At 32.8% G+C, this 19,167-nt stretch carries 20 protein-coding genes and 5 pseudogenes; 17 read left to right on the top strand and 8 right to left on the bottom strand.

The features are described 5' to 3' along the window. Positions 1 to 23 precede the first annotated feature (23 nt). Positions 24 to 767, top strand: coding sequence for a lipoprotein BA_5634 family protein (locus BPMYX0001_RS26285; protein ID WP_006097219.1), 744 nt, complete (start codon positions 24 to 26; stop codon positions 765 to 767). A 372-nt stretch (positions 768 to 1,139) separates the two neighbouring features. Here the strand turns inward: BPMYX0001_RS26285 and BPMYX0001_RS26280 are convergent, their stop codons facing one another. Further along, positions 1,140 to 2,576: an IS4 family transposase gene (locus BPMYX0001_RS26280; RefSeq protein ID WP_033799425.1), complete on the bottom strand. Its 1,437-nt coding sequence runs from the start codon at positions 2,574 to 2,576 to the stop codon at positions 1,140 to 1,142. A 210-nt stretch (positions 2,577 to 2,786) separates the two neighbouring features. On the opposite strand from BPMYX0001_RS26280, the gene BPMYX0001_RS26275 reads away from it, so the two are divergent. The 5 genes from BPMYX0001_RS26275 to BPMYX0001_RS26250 all read left to right on the top strand — a co-directional run bounded on the left by BPMYX0001_RS26275 (position 2,787) and on the right by BPMYX0001_RS26250 (position 6,475). Then, positions 2,787 to 3,359, top strand: a complete 573-nt coding sequence (locus BPMYX0001_RS26275) for a histidine phosphatase family protein (protein WP_033799424.1) — start codon at positions 2,787 to 2,789, stop codon at positions 3,357 to 3,359. Positions 3,360 to 3,547: 188 nt separating this feature from the next. Further along, the gene (locus BPMYX0001_RS26270; protein WP_006097216.1) at positions 3,548 to 3,931 is read left to right on the top strand and encodes a hypothetical protein; all 384 of its coding nucleotides are present in this window, start codon (positions 3,548 to 3,550) and stop codon (positions 3,929 to 3,931) included. 165 nt (positions 3,932 to 4,096) lie between these two features. Next, complete coding sequence (locus tag BPMYX0001_RS26265) at positions 4,097 to 4,849, top strand: alpha/beta fold hydrolase (protein WP_033799423.1); 753 nt, start codon at positions 4,097 to 4,099, stop codon at positions 4,847 to 4,849. A 611-nt stretch (positions 4,850 to 5,460) separates the two neighbouring features. Continuing rightward, positions 5,461 to 5,928, top strand: coding sequence for a hypothetical protein (locus BPMYX0001_RS26255; protein WP_033799421.1), 468 nt, complete (start codon positions 5,461 to 5,463; stop codon positions 5,926 to 5,928). A 229-nt stretch (positions 5,929 to 6,157) separates the two neighbouring features. Further along, complete coding sequence (locus BPMYX0001_RS26250; RefSeq protein ID WP_006097213.1) at positions 6,158 to 6,475, top strand: DUF2834 domain-containing protein; 318 nt, start codon at positions 6,158 to 6,160, stop codon at positions 6,473 to 6,475. Positions 6,476 to 6,576: 101 nt separating this feature from the next. Here BPMYX0001_RS26250 and BPMYX0001_RS34295 read toward each other — a convergent pair whose 3' ends face one another. After that, positions 6,577 to 6,795: a hypothetical protein gene (locus BPMYX0001_RS34295; protein ID WP_006097212.1), complete on the bottom strand. Its 219-nt coding sequence runs from the start codon at positions 6,793 to 6,795 to the stop codon at positions 6,577 to 6,579. 164 nt (positions 6,796 to 6,959) lie between these two features. On the opposite strand from BPMYX0001_RS34295, the pseudogene BPMYX0001_RS26240 reads away from it, so the two are divergent. The 6 genes and pseudogenes from BPMYX0001_RS26240 to BPMYX0001_RS26215 form a co-directional block, all read left to right on the top strand. Continuing rightward, a pseudogene (locus tag BPMYX0001_RS26240) lies at positions 6,960 to 7,403 on the top strand (transposase); the annotation flags it as partial. A 72-nt stretch (positions 7,404 to 7,475) separates the two neighbouring features. Then, entirely contained in the window at positions 7,476 to 7,709 is a 234-nt protein-coding gene (locus tag BPMYX0001_RS26235; RefSeq protein ID WP_006097210.1) for a hypothetical protein, read from the top strand. 449 nt (positions 7,710 to 8,158) lie between these two features. Next, positions 8,159 to 8,605 (top strand): hypothetical protein, encoded by a 447-nt coding sequence (locus tag BPMYX0001_RS26230; protein ID WP_006097208.1) that lies wholly within the window; start codon positions 8,159 to 8,161, stop codon positions 8,603 to 8,605. Between the two features lie 98 nt (positions 8,606 to 8,703). Further along, a complete protein-coding gene (locus BPMYX0001_RS26225; protein WP_006097207.1) occupies positions 8,704 to 9,153 on the top strand; it encodes a hypothetical protein in 450 nt (149 codons plus the stop codon). 601 nt (positions 9,154 to 9,754) lie between these two features. Further along, positions 9,755 to 10,117: a DUF3796 domain-containing protein gene (locus BPMYX0001_RS26220; RefSeq protein ID WP_006097206.1), complete on the top strand. Its 363-nt coding sequence runs from the start codon at positions 9,755 to 9,757 to the stop codon at positions 10,115 to 10,117. Then, a complete protein-coding gene (locus BPMYX0001_RS26215) occupies positions 10,107 to 10,307 on the top strand; it encodes a helix-turn-helix transcriptional regulator (protein WP_018783661.1) in 201 nt (66 codons plus the stop codon). The genes BPMYX0001_RS26220 and BPMYX0001_RS26215 overlap by 11 nt, the downstream gene beginning before the upstream one ends. A gap of 317 nt (positions 10,308 to 10,624) precedes the next feature. On the opposite strand, the gene BPMYX0001_RS26210 is transcribed toward BPMYX0001_RS26215, so the two are convergent. From BPMYX0001_RS26210 to BPMYX0001_RS29760, 5 genes and pseudogenes are all read right to left on the bottom strand, one after another. Then, positions 10,625 to 11,137, bottom strand: coding sequence for a DUF6141 family protein (locus BPMYX0001_RS26210; RefSeq protein WP_006097205.1), 513 nt, complete (start codon positions 11,135 to 11,137; stop codon positions 10,625 to 10,627). 110 nt (positions 11,138 to 11,247) lie between these two features. Next, positions 11,248 to 11,352: pseudogene (locus BPMYX0001_RS34290) on the bottom strand (DUF6262 family protein); the annotation flags it as partial. Between the two features lie 153 nt (positions 11,353 to 11,505). Continuing rightward, on the bottom strand, positions 11,506 to 12,105 hold the full coding sequence (locus tag BPMYX0001_RS26205) for an undecaprenyl-diphosphatase (protein ID WP_033799419.1): 600 nt from the start codon (positions 12,103 to 12,105) through the stop codon (positions 11,506 to 11,508). A 101-nt stretch (positions 12,106 to 12,206) separates the two neighbouring features. Next, on the bottom strand, positions 12,207 to 12,944 hold the full coding sequence (locus tag BPMYX0001_RS26200) for an ABC transporter permease (protein ID WP_033799418.1): 738 nt from the start codon (positions 12,942 to 12,944) through the stop codon (positions 12,207 to 12,209). Further along, positions 12,937 to 13,856 (bottom strand): annotated as a pseudogene (locus BPMYX0001_RS29760) (ABC transporter ATP-binding protein). Before BPMYX0001_RS29760 ends, BPMYX0001_RS26200 begins: the two are co-directional and overlap by 8 nt. A gap of 2,031 nt (positions 13,857 to 15,887) precedes the next feature. Between BPMYX0001_RS29760 and BPMYX0001_RS34795 the strand changes: the two are divergent. Continuing rightward, a pseudogene (locus tag BPMYX0001_RS34795) lies at positions 15,888 to 16,102 on the top strand (heteromeric transposase endonuclease subunit TnsA); the annotation flags it as partial. Positions 16,103 to 16,153: 51 nt separating this feature from the next. Here the strand turns inward: BPMYX0001_RS34795 and BPMYX0001_RS26185 are convergent. Further along, positions 16,154 to 16,822 (bottom strand): DUF4097 family beta strand repeat-containing protein, encoded by a 669-nt coding sequence (locus tag BPMYX0001_RS26185; RefSeq protein ID WP_006097198.1) that lies wholly within the window; start codon positions 16,820 to 16,822, stop codon positions 16,154 to 16,156. 395 nt (positions 16,823 to 17,217) lie between these two features. On the opposite strand from BPMYX0001_RS26185, the gene BPMYX0001_RS33400 reads away from it, so the two are divergent. The 4 genes and pseudogenes from BPMYX0001_RS33400 to BPMYX0001_RS32805 all read left to right on the top strand — a co-directional run. Then, entirely contained in the window at positions 17,218 to 17,361 is a 144-nt protein-coding gene (locus BPMYX0001_RS33400) for a hypothetical protein (RefSeq protein WP_003201958.1), read from the top strand. Between the two features lie 65 nt (positions 17,362 to 17,426). Next, positions 17,427 to 18,185, top strand: coding sequence for a MerR family transcriptional regulator (locus tag BPMYX0001_RS26175; protein ID WP_006097196.1), 759 nt, complete (start codon positions 17,427 to 17,429; stop codon positions 18,183 to 18,185). A 13-nt stretch (positions 18,186 to 18,198) separates the two neighbouring features. Beyond that, positions 18,199 to 18,855 (top strand): GAP family protein, encoded by a 657-nt coding sequence (locus tag BPMYX0001_RS26170; RefSeq protein ID WP_033799417.1) that lies wholly within the window; start codon positions 18,199 to 18,201, stop codon positions 18,853 to 18,855. A gap of 234 nt (positions 18,856 to 19,089) precedes the next feature. Beyond that, positions 19,090 to 19,167, top strand: a pseudogene (locus BPMYX0001_RS32805) (IS6 family transposase); the annotation flags it as partial.

Here is a 19,167-nt window from a genome sequence, read left to right as displayed (position 1 = left end):
AATAAAAAGTAGGAGAATAGAGGGTGAAAAAAAGACTAGGATTATTAATAGTAACAGGCATTTCTATTACCTTATTAGGAGCATGTTCATTATTTGGTACAAAAAACTCCCCAGCAAATGGGCTTTCAATAGAGGTAGAGCAGTTAAATGAACAAACAAGAAATTCTATAATAGACCTATACAAAGATATAACCCTATCACAAGATCAATTTAAAATAAAAGAAGGGAGCATAGATAATAACAAGCTCAACATAAAGCTCCCGACACAGTTTGGGGATGCTAGGGCAGATACTCCTAGTAATTTACTATTTATAAGCAGAACAACTGCTGAAAAAATGTACAAGAAGGGACTTATACGTAAAAGAGATAATAATGGGGGGCTCACATCTTCAGTCTCAATTGACTCGTTACCAAAAGTAAAGAAAGATGAAACCATTTTATTTGCAAATAAAGAATATAAAGACTTGAAAGAAATAACATTTGATGAGAAAAAAATGAATGTTCAATACAAAGGGGATGTATGGTTATCTCCATATCGTGATGGATCCAACGTAATCCTATTAATTGTAGATGATACAGTATTTAAAGAAATAAATGGGAAAGAAAAAACAAGAATATTTCTATCTTTTAATAAATCTTTTGGGAATCTTAATGTAGCCTCTCAAGGGAAAGCACCAGAATTAACAACGGAAATAAGGAAAGTTCAGACGGCTTTAGGCACTGAGGAAAAGAGAGCTGTCAATTTTGTAAATATCACTGAAAAGTAAACAATTACTTTTATATAGAATAAAAGTTTAGAACATATTAATCATCTTTGAAAAAATCAATAAATGTTTTTTGCAAAGATGATTATTTTTAAGGACACAAATAAGTGGATCTGATTTTTTAGTCAGAATAAAAAAATCAGATCCACTTTTGAAATTATAACCATCATCTAAATTTACACACTTGTTTTTTTTGTGTCTAAAATGTGTCTAAACGTACAATTTTCCCGCAATGATATGGTGACCCATGCCCATCAACTTAAGAGTGTAAACAAATTGAACTCTTGTTCAGCCGGATTAAAACATTGTTAAAATAAAAGTATATTCTTAAAAATGCGCATACCAAATAAACCCTAACGGGTCTCACTTTTTTAATTATGCAATTTTCTTTTGTTTCCTCAATCCACTATACTCATACACAACACCCATAATATCAAAGACAGTTTTCTTCTCATATCTGTGAGATTTCCGTCCGTTCTTCTGTAGAAGATGGAACAGGCGGATTAAAATTTTTGTTATTTCTCGGGTGTTTTGCTGTATAGCTTGATAAAGAATGTATAGATGGTCTTGAATCATTCCAATGGCTTTATATTCGCTTAATTCTCTTTTCTTCTTTCTTAAAATTAATTGTCGCATCTTAAACATAGTAGAAGAACATAGAAAAATAGCGATGAGTTTTCCATAAATGTGGCATTCTAATCGCTCTCGTTTGATATTGTGCCAATCATGAATTTGAAATAAGGATTTCCAAGTTTTAAAGATAATTTCAACCTGCCAGCGGAGGGAATAAAAATCATATATTTGTTCCATCGGAACCCATTCCAAAGGTGTATTGGTAACATAAATGTTCATACCAGTTAATCGTTTGCTTTTCTCTGAGTACGTAATACCCTTTTTACTTTCCGTATACACTTGTTTTTTCTTACGCTCTCGAAGTTGTTTTTCAGGTAATCGATATATAATAACTCGTGTAAATAGTTTTTTATCCTTTCCGATATAAGCATCTGATATTTCATAGATCTGTCCCGGTTTTAAGGTATTCATAATGTGTTCTAAATCAACTTTGATGTACTGAGACTGTTTTTTTACTGTTCCATTTCGAAAGTATTCAGGAAACTCATTTTTGATATACACCATATTATTTAGTTTAAGTCGCGATATATAATACACGCCTCGTTGGTCCATTTGATCTAAATCTTCCAGTGAATAATAGCCTAAATCCCGAATACATAAATCGCCAGGTCGTAATGTTGCTAAACATTCTGTTCCAAAGGTCTTATCATTGTTCTTCCCCGGTTCAACTTGAAAATTTAAAAACTGTCCACTATGTAAATCATATTCTAATTGAATCTTTATACCTGCTGTTTGTGCACAACCACCTGATCCAGGATACACACTAGCTAAATGTTTTGGCACTTGAAAAATCGTCGCATCTAAAATACGAATCCGTTGAAAATAGGTAATTGAAGAGCTTGGAATCACTGATGTTTCACAAATTTTATTTTTTAATAATATAGAGAAGATATGTTTTAAAAAGCAAACAGCTTTCTTATTGAAGCGTTTATTTAGTCCTTCTGGGCTCATAAGAGTTCCTGTAACAGCATGAAGTTGACTACACAGTCGAACTAAGGAATCACTCGCTACACGTTGATTAATCCACACACAAATAATAGCTAAATCACGTCCTGAAAACTTACGCTTTCGTTGTACAAAAGCTAGTTCTCTAGCGAGTTTTTCTAAAAATGATGGGGTAAGATGTTGATGTAATTCTTCAGCAAATAATTGTAGCTCGCTTCGAATCGAAAGATTCATAAAAATCTCATCCTTTCTAATAATCAAGCTTGTTTAGAAAGAATAACGTTTTTTTATACCTGAGGATAGTGAAAACTTCGCGTCTTTCTTACAAATATCGTGAATTTATTTCAAATTCGCAGTTTTCTGTTAATTAAAGGAGACAAACTTGGATATATATGCTAGCATCAGGGAGGAATTGTAAAGAAAACTGAAAAAATGGAGGTAATTATGAAAACTTTCATATATATGGTGAGACACGGGGATTCACCGAAATTTGGAAAAGAAGAGACAAGAGGATTAACTGAAAAAGGAAAATTAGACGTTCAACGAATAACAGATGTATTACGAGGTGAGGGAATTGACGTTGTTATTTCAAGTCCGTACAATCGTTCAATTCTAACTGTTCAGCAGTTAGCGAAGCAAATAGGACAAGAAGTTTTAGTATTTGAAGACTTAAAAGAGAGAATTTTTATTGCTGAAGAGGAACGAATGTCGGATGAAGAATTATTCCCTTTGATAAAAAAGTCATTCTTAGACCCTGACTTTGCTTTAACGGGAGGAGAGTCTAATGCCGACTGTCAGAAACGTGCTATAAAAGTCTTAAAAGAATTATTAAACACCTATCGAGGGCAGAAAGTAGTATTAGGCACTCATGGAGCTGTAATGACTTTGATGATGGGATATTATGACAGTAAGTATGAATTGAATTTTTTACTACAGACATCAAAACCAGATATATATAGAATGGAATTCAATGGACAGGAATTGGTGGAGGTTAAAAGATTGTGGGAAATTTCATAGATTGACCTTACTCATCCATAGCTTCTCCCAATGATGTGTATTATAAGCAATAGGGTTACTGCGGTAACTCTTTTTCTTATGGCACTGACGGGGGATTGAGTTCAACAATCTAAAAACTTCGGTTCCTTAGCGTACAAAATTCACGTTTTGTTCTTGCTATCTCGAGGTGAAATGGGAGGGAATATTTTTTGGGAAGGATACCTTTAAAGTTATTTTTTAAATCAATCCTATTTTTTTTCTTATGCGGTATTGTTGTTTATTCTATATTTCAGATTATTTTTGTCTGGAGTGTTTCGACAGGATTAGGGAGGGATGATATAGTCGGATTTTCTGATAATAAGTATGTAATTGGTCGTCCACCTGTTAGCTATAATTTATATAAAAAAGATAGTGGGGAAACTATATTAGATAATGTTATTGGTTATAAAAAAGGAAAAACTAAGAGCTATATTCGGAATGAAATTGAATTTGTAGTGATAAATGAGACAAAGGGTAGCTATGAATTGTATAAAATAGAAAAGGCTTCAGAAAAGGATATAGAACGGCTGAAAGAAATGAAGAAATTAGAATAAAAGAGACTATCTGAAAGGTAAAAATGCTGTTGGTTTGAAATAAAGGTTGATAATTAATAATAAAGTTCAATAAAAGTCTAACTTCAGGATTCTTCATTAAGCAGAGGGGCAGGTTATTTGAAGACGGTGGAAAGTAATGTTAGCGTTTTACATAGGGGGTATAGTATGAGAGATATAAAGATGATAGCTCAAACAGTGAAAGAAACATTTGTTCAACTTAATGGTTTTAAATTATTTACAAAATTTTATGGGGACAAAAAGAATAAGCCAACTGTCATAATGGATGCTGGATATGGAGACTATTCCAAATCGTGGAAGTTTGTTGTGTCTGAAATTTCTGTACTTACAGATGTTCTCGTTTATGATAGAGCTGGATTAGGAAAAAGCGGGAAAAGCTTGAATCCTAGAACAAGTACATATATGGTAAAAGAGTTAAAAGAAGCCCTTATTCGATTGAGTATTAAGCCCCCTTACATCTTGGTGGGACATTCTTTTGGTGGGGTAAATGCACGCATATATACTTCTGAATATCCTCAAGAGGTCGCAGGGGTAGTGCTAGTTGACTCTACACCCGAAGACTATAAAGATAGGTTTTTGCCAACAATGCCTAAGGCGTTTCAAGATGCTTATAACAAACAATTTGTTTATGAGGGTACATATGATGAATTTATGGAAAGCCTGCAACAGCTAAAGGATTCAAGAAGGAAACTGAGTGTCCCTTTAATTGTTATATCAGCAGGTAAAAAAGCTCATTATTCAGAAGAATCACAAGGGCTATGGAATAAAATGCAGAAGGAGATTCTTCAAATATCCTCTAATGGTGAATTTATAATAGCTAAAAATAGTGCCCATTATATACAAAATGATGAACCAGAAGTCGTAGTTAATGCAGTAAAAAGGTTAATTGATAACATTTGAAAATTGGACTGTGAAGTAATCAAACTTTTTTATAAGATTTCCATACTTCATTAGAAAGCTTAACTCTATTTTGATCAATCTTTATTCAAAATGGAGTTTTTTATTGGATGCTTGATTAGGTTGAGCGATTTCGTTTTTATTAAACTTAATTAAAATTCTACAAATGCACACTTGTTATTGTTAGATATACAAAATGGTTTAGACTGATAACTGAGTTTTATTTCATGAAAAGAGTCATTATTAAAATAAAGTATTGGGGGTTCAGTCCCATGCCCATCAAGCTAAGATTTTCAGAAATCTCCCATAACAAAAATTTTACCTTTTCACAGTTATTCATAAGAGTTCGGCTCATTTTTTCTTTTTTGAGGCCTTTATTTTTCTTAAGTTGATGGGCATGGGGTAGCACCAACATTTCGCGGATTCTGTACGCTAAGGTTAAATCCCCTGGTATAACAAGGTTTTCGTTATAAGTACCAAAAAACGAACGTTTAAAACAGATAGTGTTCTACGCGTCGCCTTTGTTATAGAACGAATCGTTACTATTCCAAATTTACAGAAAATTTGCTATAATATTTTCATGAATGGAATATTTTACATTTTGGGAGGATGGAATGGAGAAAAAAACAGATTTTTCGTTGTCACTTTTGTTTTTTTGGATTAAAGGGTTTGTTTCAGTTGATTCAAGATTTGTAAAAGTATCAACAGGGAACACTATATTAGGGTTTATTCCTGCTGGAAAAGATAATCAAAGCATTCCTTTGAAAAATATTAGTTCTTCAATGATTTCTTCTCAGTATAGAATAAAACCTATTATATTAGGATTGATTATTCTTCTTTTTTCCTTTAATACCATAGGAAATAACTTTGTATTCGGACTCATTTTACTATTAATTGGCATTGGTATTTTAGGTAGTGGTATGCAAAATATATTGATTATTCAAAGGGCAGGATCAGATTATATTATTTCAGTACCATTCTTTGAAAAAGCTAAATTGGAAATTATTCAAGATTGTATTGCTGAAGCATTAGCTTATGATACAGATAAAACTGATTTAAATTTATTTTTTAATAAAAAATAAAAAAGACGATAGGAAATCCTATCGTCTTTTTTGGAAATTTGAACTAAGTTAAGCAAAAAATACAATAAGCTGCCCATATGGACAGCTCCTTTACATAATTCTCGTTAGAGGAAGTAAAAACTTGAATCAAAATCAATCCCTAAAATGTTTAAATAGGCTTATGAAATACAATTTTTTCCTTTGAAATAAATATAGATTATGTGATTAATTGATTTAAGGGGGATTATATGTGAAGAAAATATATATACTGTTATCAATAATTGGGGCAGTTGTACCCTACTCTTATTTCATTCCGTTTTTGATGGAAAATGGATTTAACCTGCTTCTTTTTTCACAAGAATTATTTGCTAATCGTATATCTACTTTCTTTGCTGCAGACTTTTTTATTTCTTGTTTAGTATTTTGGGTATTTTTATATAGCGAAACAAAAAAATACCAAATTAGATATTGGTGGATATGTATTATTGCAACAGTAACAGTTGGACTGTCTTTTGCTCTACCCTTATTTCTTTATTTTAGGCATTCCAAACTCCAACAAACAACATAAGAATTACTCTTTTCACTTTTAATTAACTGTATATTCTATACATGTGAGGTTAACATAACGCATCATTATCGGTAGGCAATCTATCTTGAAACTTACCAAATTCACTTAAGGGATTTTTTCCAGTTTGAATAATAATAAATTAACTGAATTAATAAAGTCATTATTGCAATACCTGCAACGATTACAAAATACATTAATTCAACCTCTAACAAATACATCCCTATTACCGAAATAAATACAAAAGGGATTGAAGCTAATACATTGTAAAAACGTTTTTTATAAAAAAGTGTATCTTTTGCGTTTATATAATTATTGAACATAAATATTTCCCCATTCTTCTTTATTAATCTTATTTTTACGTTTCAAAAGGTATACATTATGGGGTACCGCCCCACATCCATCAACTTAAGGATTTGGACTATTCTTGAAGTTAAAAGCACGTTACCATTCTCTTATATTAATGAGAAAGGGTGACGTGCTTTTTATGAATATGCATCAAAAACAAGAGTTGTCTTTATTTGCCGAAGAGTTATATCGATATATGTCTCCCGCTACACTTAATCAATTGGCTATAGAAGCAGGCGGTATGAAACGAAAACGTAAATGCCACGGGCATCATTTTTTATCTTTGTGTGTATGGTTAAATCAACAGGTCGCTACTACCTCTCTTACTCAACTTTGTAGTCAATTAAAAACTTCAACAGGAGTTTTATTAAGTCCGGAGGGACTTAATCGACGATTTAATTCGGCTTCTGTAGCCTTCTTTCGAACTGTATTTACTACACTTCTACAAGCTAAAATTGGAGGGTTATCTAAGATTTCTCATTCTCTTTCTGCTTACTTTGAGCGCATTCGTATCCTTGATGCTACAACCTTTCAAGTTCCAGATCGATTCGTATCTACTTATCCTGGTGCCGGAGGATGCAGTCAATACCAAATATACATAGCCAGGTAACATATAATATATTAATATTAAAATGTTACAAGAGGGGGTCTCATAATGAAGTATGTGCATACAAAAATTACGGATCAAGATGGAAATGTGCAAGAAGTAACAGGGGATATGATACTAACGTTGAGTGTGAAAGACCAAAATTGTACAGTAATCGCGCACGGCGAATACGATATGCAAAATTTTTCGAATCTCATGCAAGGGACAATGAAAGCATGGGTTCAAATGAGCCGTGCGAAAGAATATCCGTCTTGTATATTCGATATGCTGCTACAGGAATAGTATCAATCCGCTTTAGAAGAGATTGGGCCTAAGAGTGGTAAGATCGAAAATGAAGAAACAGAGAAGTTTGATCTAGAATTGTATATGGGAAGAGTAAGTATGCTGAAAAACGGCATACGATTGCCATCCTTCAGAAAGGAATATACAAAATACCCGTTTGTCGTGGACAAAGCTGAGTTTGTATAGGAATACGAATCAATCATTCTTCCAAAAATCGAAGAAATATTACATCTGATTTCTTCCGACCTTGTAGAATCTGAAATATTCACCAAGTTGATAATAGAGTATGGTTTGCGCAGTATTGAATTAGATGAAATGATAGACGAGATGCAGGAACGATTAATCATGCTCTATGATATTGCGATTAGCTTACATGTGCCCACGTTGCTTGAAGTGTTGCGTATTCAAAAAGCGTATCAGCATGAATGATTGCGATAGAGTCGTAGTGATTGAGAATACAAAGAAGAGGGGTATATTTTCCTTTAGCAGAAAAGACAGGGTATCCCGCTATTTTGTTTGTTATTATCATTATATTTTGGATTCCTGCCCTGTTAATTTCTGCATTTATGACAATGAGACACAGAGTAAAGGTACATGAACAGAAAAGAGAGATAGATGTAATGTTATTACGACAAGACTTAGAAAAAGATAACAGATTCCTGTTTATAAATAGCATAACAGGAGAGTTGTACGTACAGACTAAGAGTGCTTGTATATCATGTGAGGGTTATAGTGATTTAGTTGATAAGACAGAGAAGTTTGGAGAGAAAGACAATCCTTCTTTACAATTAAAACTGAAAATCTGTACACATTGTATGGCAGAAGGTAAAACAGGTCTTGATGTACTAGGGGAAGGGTATGGGAGAGAAAGACGAATAGACGGGATAAGAGTATAAGAATAATAATAGATTTTAAAGATGTTTTATTACAAGACGATAGATTTGTAGATATAGACGAAAAATACATTTTGAAATACCATTTTAGGAGTGTAAACATGAATACAAAGGAATGCTATTCATCACCAGACATAACGAATTGGTTAATAGGTACTGGTATTTACTTAATTTTAGGGTTAGTAGTTGCTGTAACCGTTTATGTGACACACCGTAACTCACAAAGAAGACCCTCATTATGGATTTTATTTATCATCAATTGCTTGTGGCTTATTTTTCTAATTATATGGGTGTCTTCGATTATCAAACAAAAGATAAAACAGAAGAAAACGTATAGCATAGAAGAAATGGAAAATGAATTACATGAAGACGATAGATTTGTATACGAAAACGGGGAATTTCAACAAGTAGTTATGAATTGTAAGTACTGTAAATCTGAAAGCAATTTAGACTATGATGTGATTGTAGTATACGATGAAGATGGTAACGAGAAATTTTCGATAGCGTTTTGGGAATGTGATACTTGTAGGAATTCACATATAATAGACTAGGAGGTTAGATGTACATGCTTGTATTTAAGATTTATTTAGGGCTAGGGGCACATGTCCATCAAGCTAAGGTTTTAATATACTCCTAAATGAAAATTTTCTTTCTCTGCAGGTAGTTACTTTGAGAAGTCAGCTCATTTTCTCGTTTGGGAGGGTGTTTATTTTTCTTAAGTTGATGGATATGGGGTACGGCAACGATTCGTTCTTTTTCGGGCCACTTGTAAACAGCTTTGAAATGTATGATAAAACGTTGACTTTAAGGTAATTAGATTTGAAGTTTTCAAAAACGTTCTCTTTAAATATGTTCCGTAAACTTATTTTTTCAGTTGTTGTTTTGGAATAAAGTTTGATCAAAAAGCATTTACAAACTCTCATATTATGCCAAGACAAAAGAAACCATTTTGAAAAATCTATTTATCAAGATGTGGATTTGAAAGAAAGTTGAATCGTTTATAACAAAGTTTAACCGTTTTAAAAAAAGATTAACTGTTTATAAAAAAGTCGTACCGTTTTATAGAAATGAACCATAGGACCTTTTTATTTCTTAATCTATGTGATATATTTTTATCATAAAGAGCGAAATATATCACACAGGAGGGATTATATGAAAAATAAATTATCTTATTTGGGGTTTCTCGGTTTTTTTGGCTTTTTAAGCCCGTTCTCATTTTTAGGTGATTATTCATCGTTTGTAGGTTATTTTTTCGGTTTCTTTTTCTTCTTTTTGTATGCAAAGGTTGTGCCCGATGAGCTCTTTATACAGCATGTTCGTATCGCCGCTACAAGAGCATTTTTCGTAGCACTCATACTGGGCATTATAGTAACATTAAGTGTTTTGATTTTGGAAAATTTAGATGTAATTAGATTCCTTGTTACAATTTCGCTTTTCATACCATTCGGTACATTCCTAATTAGTCTTGAAATATTTGAACATAGAGAAAAGAAAGGGATGCAAGATGCCAATTAAGACTCGAATGAAAGAATATAGGGTAAGGCTAAATATGTCTCAAGAAGATTTAGCTAACAAGGTTGGGGTCAGAAGAGAAACAATTGGGAATCTCGAAAATGGAAAATATAATCCTTCATTCAAACTTACTTATGATATTGCGAAGGTTTTGAAAGCACCTATTGAGGTTCTGTTTTGGTTTGAAGAATAAGTTAATTTTAGTGCAAGTAAGTCAACTTTCCTATTAAACATTTCTAGGAGTTTTAATCAGACTTTGTTATAAAAATTAATTTTATATTTCTAACACGAAAATCCATTTTGATCAATCTTTTTTTCAAAATGGATTCTTTTTACTTATCGTAAAATATGAGGTTGCGAGGTGTTTTTGATTAAACTTTATTTCAAAGCTACACAAGACCTAAATTAAAAAAACCAATAAATTTAAGGACATTACATATTTTATATGACTAATATGTAATGTCCTTTCTTATTCAACAATCGCGCCCGTTTGTTGAAGATTAATTTTCATTATGCTTTTTGTGCCGAGTCCAATGCTTTTTTTAATTCGTCCGGTTTTTGAGTACCGATTACCACTGTGTTATATTTCAACTTTAGCTCTATACCTTTCTTTCCATTCATGTTATAGGCTTTTTCACCCTTAAGGTTAAAACGAATTCCCCATCCTCCAAATCGTTTTAGTGGACTGTAGGTAATGCATTCATAGTGACGTATATTTTTAAAAAGGTACTGCTTATATTGAAAATGAAAAGGAACAAAACGAACATAAAGACCTTTTTCACGGACCTCAATGATCAGTTTCAATGCCCCAAGCATTAATACAGGAAAGGCAATCCCAAAAAACAACCACAAAACAATTAATATCCCATTGGGAGCTGGTTTATCTCCAAACGGGGTATCAAGGATAATTTGTTGAATGAATCCATACCACATCAGTATGGCGATCCCCAATATGAGTATCCATACCCAAATTTGTTGTGGTCGCTGAACCTCACGAAAGATAACATGTTCTTGTTGTTTCATTAATGATTGTCACCTCCTAAATGGTTTATTTATTTGATTTAATTTCAAGGATATTTTCTTCAACAATCTGGTCCGATAGTTGAAGAAGGAGAACAACGTTCTCCTATTGACTATAACATCTTATATACATCTGCGTAAGCTACTTTCAGTTGCTCTCTTAATTGCTTGTTTTCATCTTCCAATTTCTTATTTTTCCTTTTTAGAGAAGCAATAAGGCCTCACCATATCATTTTGGGAATTTTTTATAGAATATTTGTTGATGACAGAATCCTGAACCATACACAATATCGTATGTTCCCTCTTCAATATACTGCTTTATTTATTTTAGATTTTTATAATGTACAGTTCTTTTTTACAATTATGTATACTCAAAAGTCTTTCGATTTGTTTTTGGATGGTAAGACATTTTTCTCCATTTTTTCATAAAGATTAAGTAATTGTTTGATAAATGCAATTTTCGGTGCTAACCAATACGAAAATAATGCTGAAATACTTCCTAATAAAGCTCCTGTTACGACATCGAAAGGATAATGAACTCCTACCCAGATACGAGAGATAGCTACACAGAGTGCAAGCACAAGCCATAACCATCCAGTCTTTTTACGAACAAGCCAAAATGAAAAACAAATTGAAAAAAATAGAATCGTATGGTCACTAGGAAATGAATTATCTACTGCATGATCGACAAGTTTATTAACATCAGGTAATACTGCAAATGGTTGATAATTCAAATGAAATTTCCCTGCTAGTTTTCCAATTATCTCAGCAGTCACGAAAGCAACCATCGCTTGAATAATCATCATCCTGTTTTTTCGAGAGCGAGTAAACCAGTAAGCTATAATAATTAAGCCTAAAAAATATACCATATATTCCGCCAAAAATATCATGGGTGAGTTTAGGAATGAATATTGTTTACCTAAATCATTGATGGCTCGAAAAGCATCAATATTTAATTGAGAAAAAGACATTTTAAATACACTCCTTAAATCGATATATATCAATAAATTAAATATAAATCTAAATGGTTTTTATCTAATTAAACCTTAGGTAGGTTCAAATATTACATTGCTCAGTGAATATCTACCCTTTTAAAATAGATAATTAATGATATTAATCCAATAAAAGATGTTGCAAAAATAACAATATAGGAATATTCAGGAGGGTAAGTGGGAAGAAGCGTATTTCTTGAAATATCTCCTGCTGCTTGCCATGGAAACAATCCTCTATGTTTTGAATTTGTCGTCATTAAGTTTAATAAGACTATTACAATCGTAAATACCATAGTTGGTACATAACTCTTTAATACAATTGTTATAAATATGGCTGGTGTTGATAGAATAAAAAGAAATGCTCCACCTATAAGAAGTCGTTTTAAGGAATTTATTAATAATAATGAATTAAGACCTTTAAACTGTCCTAATAGACCGAAAATGACAGTTAGTCCCCAAGCAACCAAAATTAAGAGCATAATCCATAAGAATAAGACTATTAATTTGCTTATAAGGAATTTAATGCGTGATACAGGAATAGTTAATAAATTTTTTAATGTGTCTTCTGCATATTCACGATTAAAAAGATAAGCGGTGATGACTCCAAATAGAGGGACTCCAATCACTACAACAGTATACAAAGTGACTTCATTAAACAGTTGTTCAAACACAATAGTTGGAGTAGGATGTTTTGTTTTTATGCTTATATATGAAGCTACTACTACCATAAAAGGTGCTACCGCTGCCCCCATAATACTAATCAAAAGCATATAAGACCGTTTTAATTTTAATAGTTCTGTGTATAATAAACTAACCAATTGTTCCACCTCCAACCAATTTGGTGAAGTAATCTTCCAATTTATCCTCGCTCATCATAATTTTTAATACTTCAATATCGTTTTGGACAAACGCTTTATTAATCTTTCCTTGTTGTCCCAAATGAGAATAGACACGAATGTTTCCTTCATTATGAACCTCATAATCTGAGTTATGAAATTGACTTTCTAACAGCATCGCGGCTTTATTATCATTATTTACTTGGAATTCCAAGTATTGACGATTTGTTTTTCGAAGTGTATCAAGAGCAATCTCCTCTAATAGTTTTCCTTCATGAATAATTCCCATATGATCGACTAGCTGTTCGACTTCAGCTAAAATATGGCTAGAAATTAATATCGTTATATTTCTTTCCTTTGCTAAAGATTTAATCAGCTTTCGCATTTCTTTAATACCAATTGGATCTAAGCCGTTAGTTGGTTCATCTAATATTAATAATTCTGGATAATGGAGAAGAGATCTTGCAATTCCTAATCGTTGCTTCATTCCTAAAGAGTATTTTCCGACCAGTTTTTTCGCTTCATGTTGTAGTCCGACAATCTCTAATACTTCTTCAATCGTATTTTTTTATGAACTCCAATGATTTTTGCCTTAATTAATAAATTTTCCTTTGCGGTTAGATTTTCATAAAAACCTGGAACTTCAACAATTGAACCAATTCTTCTTAAAATTTCTTTCTGATTCTGCGCTAAGTCTTCACCAAATATTTCAATTTTTCCACTTGTAGGTTTTATTAATCCTAGTAACATTCGGATAGTAGTTGTTTTACCTGCACCATTTCGACCAATAAATCCATAAATCTGTCCCTGATGTACATTTAAATTCAAGTTATCAACTGATTTCTGGTTGCCATATCTCTTCGTTAAATTAACGGTTTTTATTATTGTACTCATGTGAAAATACCAACTTTCTTGTGTGTCTATAATTTTATTATGGGAAAATTTTTTTAAATGGGGTTTAACTATTTCTTAACTATTTCTTAATTAAGAAGTAGAAGAACAAATATTAAACAATGATACAAAAATAATAAAAGCAGCTGTACAAATAGCTGCTAAAAACTTATATTCAAAAAAATATAACAGATCTTATTTGTCTACCTTAACTAAGGATACATCAAGTTTATAACTTTGTTGTATATTATCCAACCTTCTTGTGAAATTTGTATCTTTGCTGCGAATACATACCTGTGTACAGAAAATTTTATATTTATGAACAGAGGATAAAACCCAATAATATCAACGTTTTCTAGCTATAATCATGTTCATAAAGTGTGTAAACAAATCAATGTTCAATTAAACTTAGGTTTTTATCTTTCTGAACATATGTTCATCTTTATAAAATACTGTAATGATAAGGGTTTGTAGTCCTTAGCGTACAATTTTCCCAGAATGATATAGTGACCCATTGCCATCAACTTAAAAAAACAGATCAACCCCAAAACGAAAAAAAGAGCTGAATGGTTATAAATAATTGTAGTGAGATAAAAATTTTCATTTAGGGGGGCACTGCATAACTTTAGCTTGATGGCGATGTGGCGGTACCCCTAGTTAGAACTAAAAAGAAACACGTTTTATAAAATTATGAAGGAATATGAAGAAGTAAAGTAGCCTCTATCCTGTAGGAAATGATTCTTTTTTGTTGCGATTAAATCTTTAAATGAAATACATCTAAACTGCATCTCATATTTATATAGCGGATATATCCTATAAATACATCCAATGTGATGTGAAAAAATATAAGAAGAGGGGAGAGGAATGAAAAAAACTATTACCAATTTGTGCGATAGCACTTTTTCAATAGGTTATTCTTCAGCAGCGAGTGCGTCTACTGAAACAATAATAAAGGAAGAAATAGCAATTCAAGAATAATAAAATTAAAGTAAGTTGACAAAATCAGGCTCTGGTTCAAAAAATATTTTCATTGTGTACACTGATAATATTAATAAATAAAGGACGTGTATGACGATGACAAAGGCAGCTGAGCGCTTTTTTAACAAAGTCTTGGCTGCCTTTCATACTATAAATCTCGTATGATAACTGCAGATGGCGCTAAAGCCCATCTTGTTGTAAAACAAGTAAAACAGCATACTTCAAGATATGCTACTTCGTGTAAAAAAATATTCAAACAATATCATTGAACAAGACCGTTGGTATATTAAAAAACGGAATTGGAACATGTTAGAATTAAAATCCTTTTAAACTGATAAAAAGATAATCAATTGAATAGAGGTCATGAATATGGTCAAAACGAGACAGATAGATTTAGGGGACTAGTCAATATTTGCATCAAGCACTTGGTTGTATTCATTGTATAAGCTAAGATCCCGTTAGGAATTTACAACACATTTGTCCTTATATTCATATTTGCACTAGAACCAATAGGGCAAATGCTCTTCAATGCGATTAGGAGTAATGAATAGGATATAAGCAACTAACTTGTCCTACATTGCAATATATGTAAAAGGTGCAGTATGTATTAAACTCCCCTTATACCCTAAGGAGGACTACTATGTGTAATTTTCGTACAATACTAATCATTTTGTTTTTCATGTTAGTTGGTTATTTATTTTTTTATGGTAGAATACTCTTCTCAGCAGAAGGGTAATTCATCATCAATATATAATTCATATATAACAAAGAAAAAATTACTATAATGGATGCTTCTTTCTTTTCCTAAAAAAGATAGATTCTTAATCTACTAATCCAGGAATACTATGTGTATGTTAACGCGCTAGTAATACTTTATATGGTTCTGGTGCGAAAACTTCAAGATAATTGCAAGTAATCTCTAAATCTTGGACATACTGATACTATTACTCTAAAAAAGGTGTGTGATTGTGGATTTGGAATAAAGTCGCGATGTTTTTAATAAAGTTGCGAAGCTTTGCCCCCTTTAGATATGATTGTCTAAAGGGGGTGTTTTTTATGTCTAAAAGAAAAAGAACATCTGAAATTGAAAAGTGGATGAAGCAAGATCGAGGTTCAGGTATATGTCCAGATTATCAGCCTTAGTTGAAGATTCAAGATGTTTCATCATTGGGTGGATCGACGAGATTAAGGGTATCAAAACGAAGCGTCAGCATGAATTTTTATCAGACTTGGAACGAAACCACTTTTACTTAACTGAATTTTCGTGTTTATAGATAGATATCAGAGAGAAATTCCCTCTATTACTTCAAATAGTACCTGTATTATTTCAATGATATATTTCCTGAAGAGGTTTCCAATTGCACTTTATAATCCCCGCTCCCAGACGTTCCTTTTGTTTCTTTTTTACCTTGTTGATGATTATCTAATACGATGCTGACTGAACGTCTCCCGCTGTTGGATTTGAGGAGTAGCGTGACATCTGGTTCATGCCCATTCAAGGAAACGTCCACATTTCCACTTGTTGTAGTAGCGTAAACCTCACTATGAAAGTGAAGGAAGTCAAGTTTTACGTTACCACTACTTCCATTAACTCGCAGGTTGTGCGTTTGCAGCTCCTTACCAACGACGCTGCCAGAGGAGCCATCGACTATGATTTCTCCTGTGAATTCAGTGGGAATTCGAACTTCCAATTGGGGCATCCAATCGATTTTAAACAGACGGGTTATATCATTTTTTACTCGAATCATTATTTTTCGTTTCCCCTTATCCATTAAAATTCCCGGACCATTGTCGTATAAAAGTAAGTACGCTTCCAATTCATCTATATCCGCTGATACTATATTTATCTTTGTGCTTCCATGATCTATGTGAATGGTATCTATATCTTTAAGGGAAGCCATTTGAAAGTCTTCACTTTCCAAACCTTCCGTACAGGCACTTAAAAACATTACAGCAAGAATAACCGACATGACCATAAAGTATTTCTTCATCTTTCAACACTCCTCTCGTTGGATACCATTATAGGAGGTGACGTCACGTCAATTTCAAGTTTTATATAGATTTATTAATGAAAATTAAAAAAAGTCTAAAAAAACTTGAAGTTTACGTTGCGTCATTTTATATACTGTTTAGTAACTACTATATATATCCATTTTGATTTTTCGACATATAAGTCGCGGCTATGGATAACAAAAGGTGACCTGCACTCGTTTTTTCTCTTTGTTTTCACTTGGCATGGGGCACAGGAAAAGGATCTAACCGCTTCTATGCATGAACGGATGCTCGCTCCCACCTAAAAAGAAGGGTTTATATTGGTTTTTTAATTTGTATTTATATATTTAGAGATATCTAGATAAAAGAGATTAGGAAAATAGGAGGTTTTTAGATGAAACAGGGAGATATTATTATTTATGGAAGCGTCATTATAGGTGCAGGTATTGGACTGACACTGGATAATGCATTTCCTGGTGTACTGATTGGCTTAGGAGCAGGATACTTACTTAAAAATTTTTTTCGTAAAGAAGAATAAATGTGGAATGAATAAAACAATTGTTAACGATAGAGTCTTAACGTACAGAAAGGTAGGTTTATGAGTTGATACACATTAATAAGGTTGGGGAGCTGACAGGTGTTACAGTAAGAACACTGCGTTACTACGATCAAATCGGATTATTAAAACCAGCATCCAAAACAGAGGGTGGCCATCGTTTATATACGAATGAAGAAATAAAAAAACTACAGCAGGTTCAATTTTTAAAAAAGGTTGGATTTCCGTTACATGAGATTAAGAATATGCTCGCTTCCAGTGCGTGGGATTGGTCGGATAGTTTAAAGAGTCAATTATCTTTTGTAATAAAAGAACAGGAAAATTTAAAGAAAATAGAGTTATCCTTACGGGAAATGATACATGGAATCGCGATAGAAGGAGAAGAAAACTGGATCGCGATTCAGAAGATTATGCAATTATCCAGTAAAGATAAAGAAATACAGCAGTATTATCGTGAATCTGTATTTAAAGACAGAGAAATAAAACTATGGGAAAAGGTTCCCAATATGACAAGTGACAGCTGTGATTCACTCGAATGGATTGCTCTGATAGGTCAGTTAAAGCGTTATATGGAGGACAGCCCAAAAGCACCCAAAGTCCAAAATATCATTAGAAGAATGGATGAAAAGCGCTTAGAGGAGTTTGAAGGTGAGGATGAATTTTTAGATAAGCTGTGGGAAATAAGGATGTCGCCAAAGCAATCAGAGAAACTGAGATTATATCCAATTGACCAGGATGTGCTTGAGTTTATGGATCAGGCATATGCCATTTTTATGGCTGAAAAGAATAATCCCCAACCGGAATAAGGGGGAAAGAATGATGAGTACAGAACTACTTCTCCTAATAGGGGGATTGGCCCTATTGGACACGCTAAGCCCTGCCACATTAGGGGTAACAGTATATTTGCTTTTAACAGATAAAGAGAGACTTACCAAACGTTTATTGGTTTATTTATTGACGATAGCAGGATTTTATTTTGCTGTTGGAGTTTCACTCATGTTAGGATTAGATTTCTTGCTTGAGATTATTTCTGGCGTATTTCAAAATCGAATCGTAAGCTGGACGTTCTTTATTATTGGGGTGATATTGTTCATAGCAAGTTTTTATGTTCCAACAAAGAAAAGTTCAGACCTACCTGCACCAAAATCAAAAAGCATTCTTTCAATGGTTGCTCTGGGATTCACTACTTCATTAATTGAAGTAGGTACTGCATTTCCTTATTTTGCAGCAATTGGCATAATGACTACTTCTAATCTATCGTGGGTGGAATGGTCTTCTATTTTAGCTGGATACAACTTTATCATGGTGTTGCCTTCCCTCGTGCTGTTTCTTTTCTATCTCCTGTTTGGGCGGTGGATGCAAACATCTCTCGAGAAGCTTCGAGTGAAAATCGCTAATAATACAGGATCGACTCTTTCGTGGATTATGTGTATAGTTGGACTCATCCTGATTTTTAATAGCCTGGATTATTTGTAGGATGTTTGACCAGAGTATTAGATAAAAGTAGAATTATTCAACAATCGGGTACGATTTTTGAATAACAAAGGCAAAAAATGATTAAACCTTTTTATAAAGACCAATTTTAATTCTGCTGATGAAGAATCCATTTTGATCAAACTTTTTTCAAAATGGATTTTATTGATTTATCGTAAAATAGGGGTTTATGAGGCATTTTTGATCAAACTTTATTTCAAAGCTACAGTGATCAGTATGGAAAAGCGAAATTTATTCAAGTGGAAGCATTATCATCATGATATTATGTTGCAAACAGTAAGATGGTACCTACGG

This window comes from Bacillus pseudomycoides DSM 12442 (assembly GCF_000161455.1).
GTDB classification, from domain to species: domain Bacteria; phylum Bacillota; class Bacilli; order Bacillales; family Bacillaceae_G; genus Bacillus_A; species Bacillus_A pseudomycoides.
Note: the sequence above shows the minus strand (reverse complement) of the source record. Positions and strands in the feature narration are given on the sequence as shown.

Excerpts from the sequence above, each read along its gene's own strand:
- BPMYX0001_RS26280 (WP_033799425.1), bottom strand. The coding sequence starts at position 2,576 with ATGAATCTTTCGATTCGAAGCGAGCTACAATTATTTGCTGAAGAATTA.
- BPMYX0001_RS26275 (WP_033799424.1), top strand. The coding sequence starts at position 2,787 with ATGAAAACTTTCATATATATGGTGAGACACGGGGATTCACCGAAATTT.
- BPMYX0001_RS26265 (WP_033799423.1), top strand. The coding sequence starts at position 4,097 with ATGAGAGATATAAAGATGATAGCTCAAACAGTGAAAGAAACATTTGTT.
- BPMYX0001_RS26255 (WP_033799421.1), top strand. The coding sequence starts at position 5,461 with ATGGAGAAAAAAACAGATTTTTCGTTGTCACTTTTGTTTTTTTGGATT.
- BPMYX0001_RS34295 (WP_006097212.1), bottom strand. The coding sequence starts at position 6,795 with ATGTTCAATAATTATATAAACGCAAAAGATACACTTTTTTATAAAAAA.
- BPMYX0001_RS26235 (WP_006097210.1), top strand. The coding sequence starts at position 7,476 with ATGAAGTATGTGCATACAAAAATTACGGATCAAGATGGAAATGTGCAA.
- BPMYX0001_RS26225 (WP_006097207.1), top strand. The coding sequence starts at position 8,704 with ATGAATACAAAGGAATGCTATTCATCACCAGACATAACGAATTGGTTA.
- BPMYX0001_RS26220 (WP_006097206.1), top strand. The coding sequence starts at position 9,755 with ATGAAAAATAAATTATCTTATTTGGGGTTTCTCGGTTTTTTTGGCTTT.
- BPMYX0001_RS26215 (WP_018783661.1), top strand. The coding sequence starts at position 10,107 with ATGCCAATTAAGACTCGAATGAAAGAATATAGGGTAAGGCTAAATATG.
- BPMYX0001_RS26210 (WP_006097205.1), bottom strand. The coding sequence starts at position 11,137 with ATGAAACAACAAGAACATGTTATCTTTCGTGAGGTTCAGCGACCACAA.
- BPMYX0001_RS26205 (WP_033799419.1), bottom strand. The coding sequence starts at position 12,105 with ATGTCTTTTTCTCAATTAAATATTGATGCTTTTCGAGCCATCAATGAT.
- BPMYX0001_RS26185 (WP_006097198.1), bottom strand. The coding sequence starts at position 16,822 with ATGAAGAAATACTTTATGGTCATGTCGGTTATTCTTGCTGTAATGTTT.
- BPMYX0001_RS33400 (WP_003201958.1), top strand. The coding sequence starts at position 17,218 with ATGAAACAGGGAGATATTATTATTTATGGAAGCGTCATTATAGGTGCA.
- BPMYX0001_RS26170 (WP_033799417.1), top strand. The coding sequence starts at position 18,199 with ATGAGTACAGAACTACTTCTCCTAATAGGGGGATTGGCCCTATTGGAC.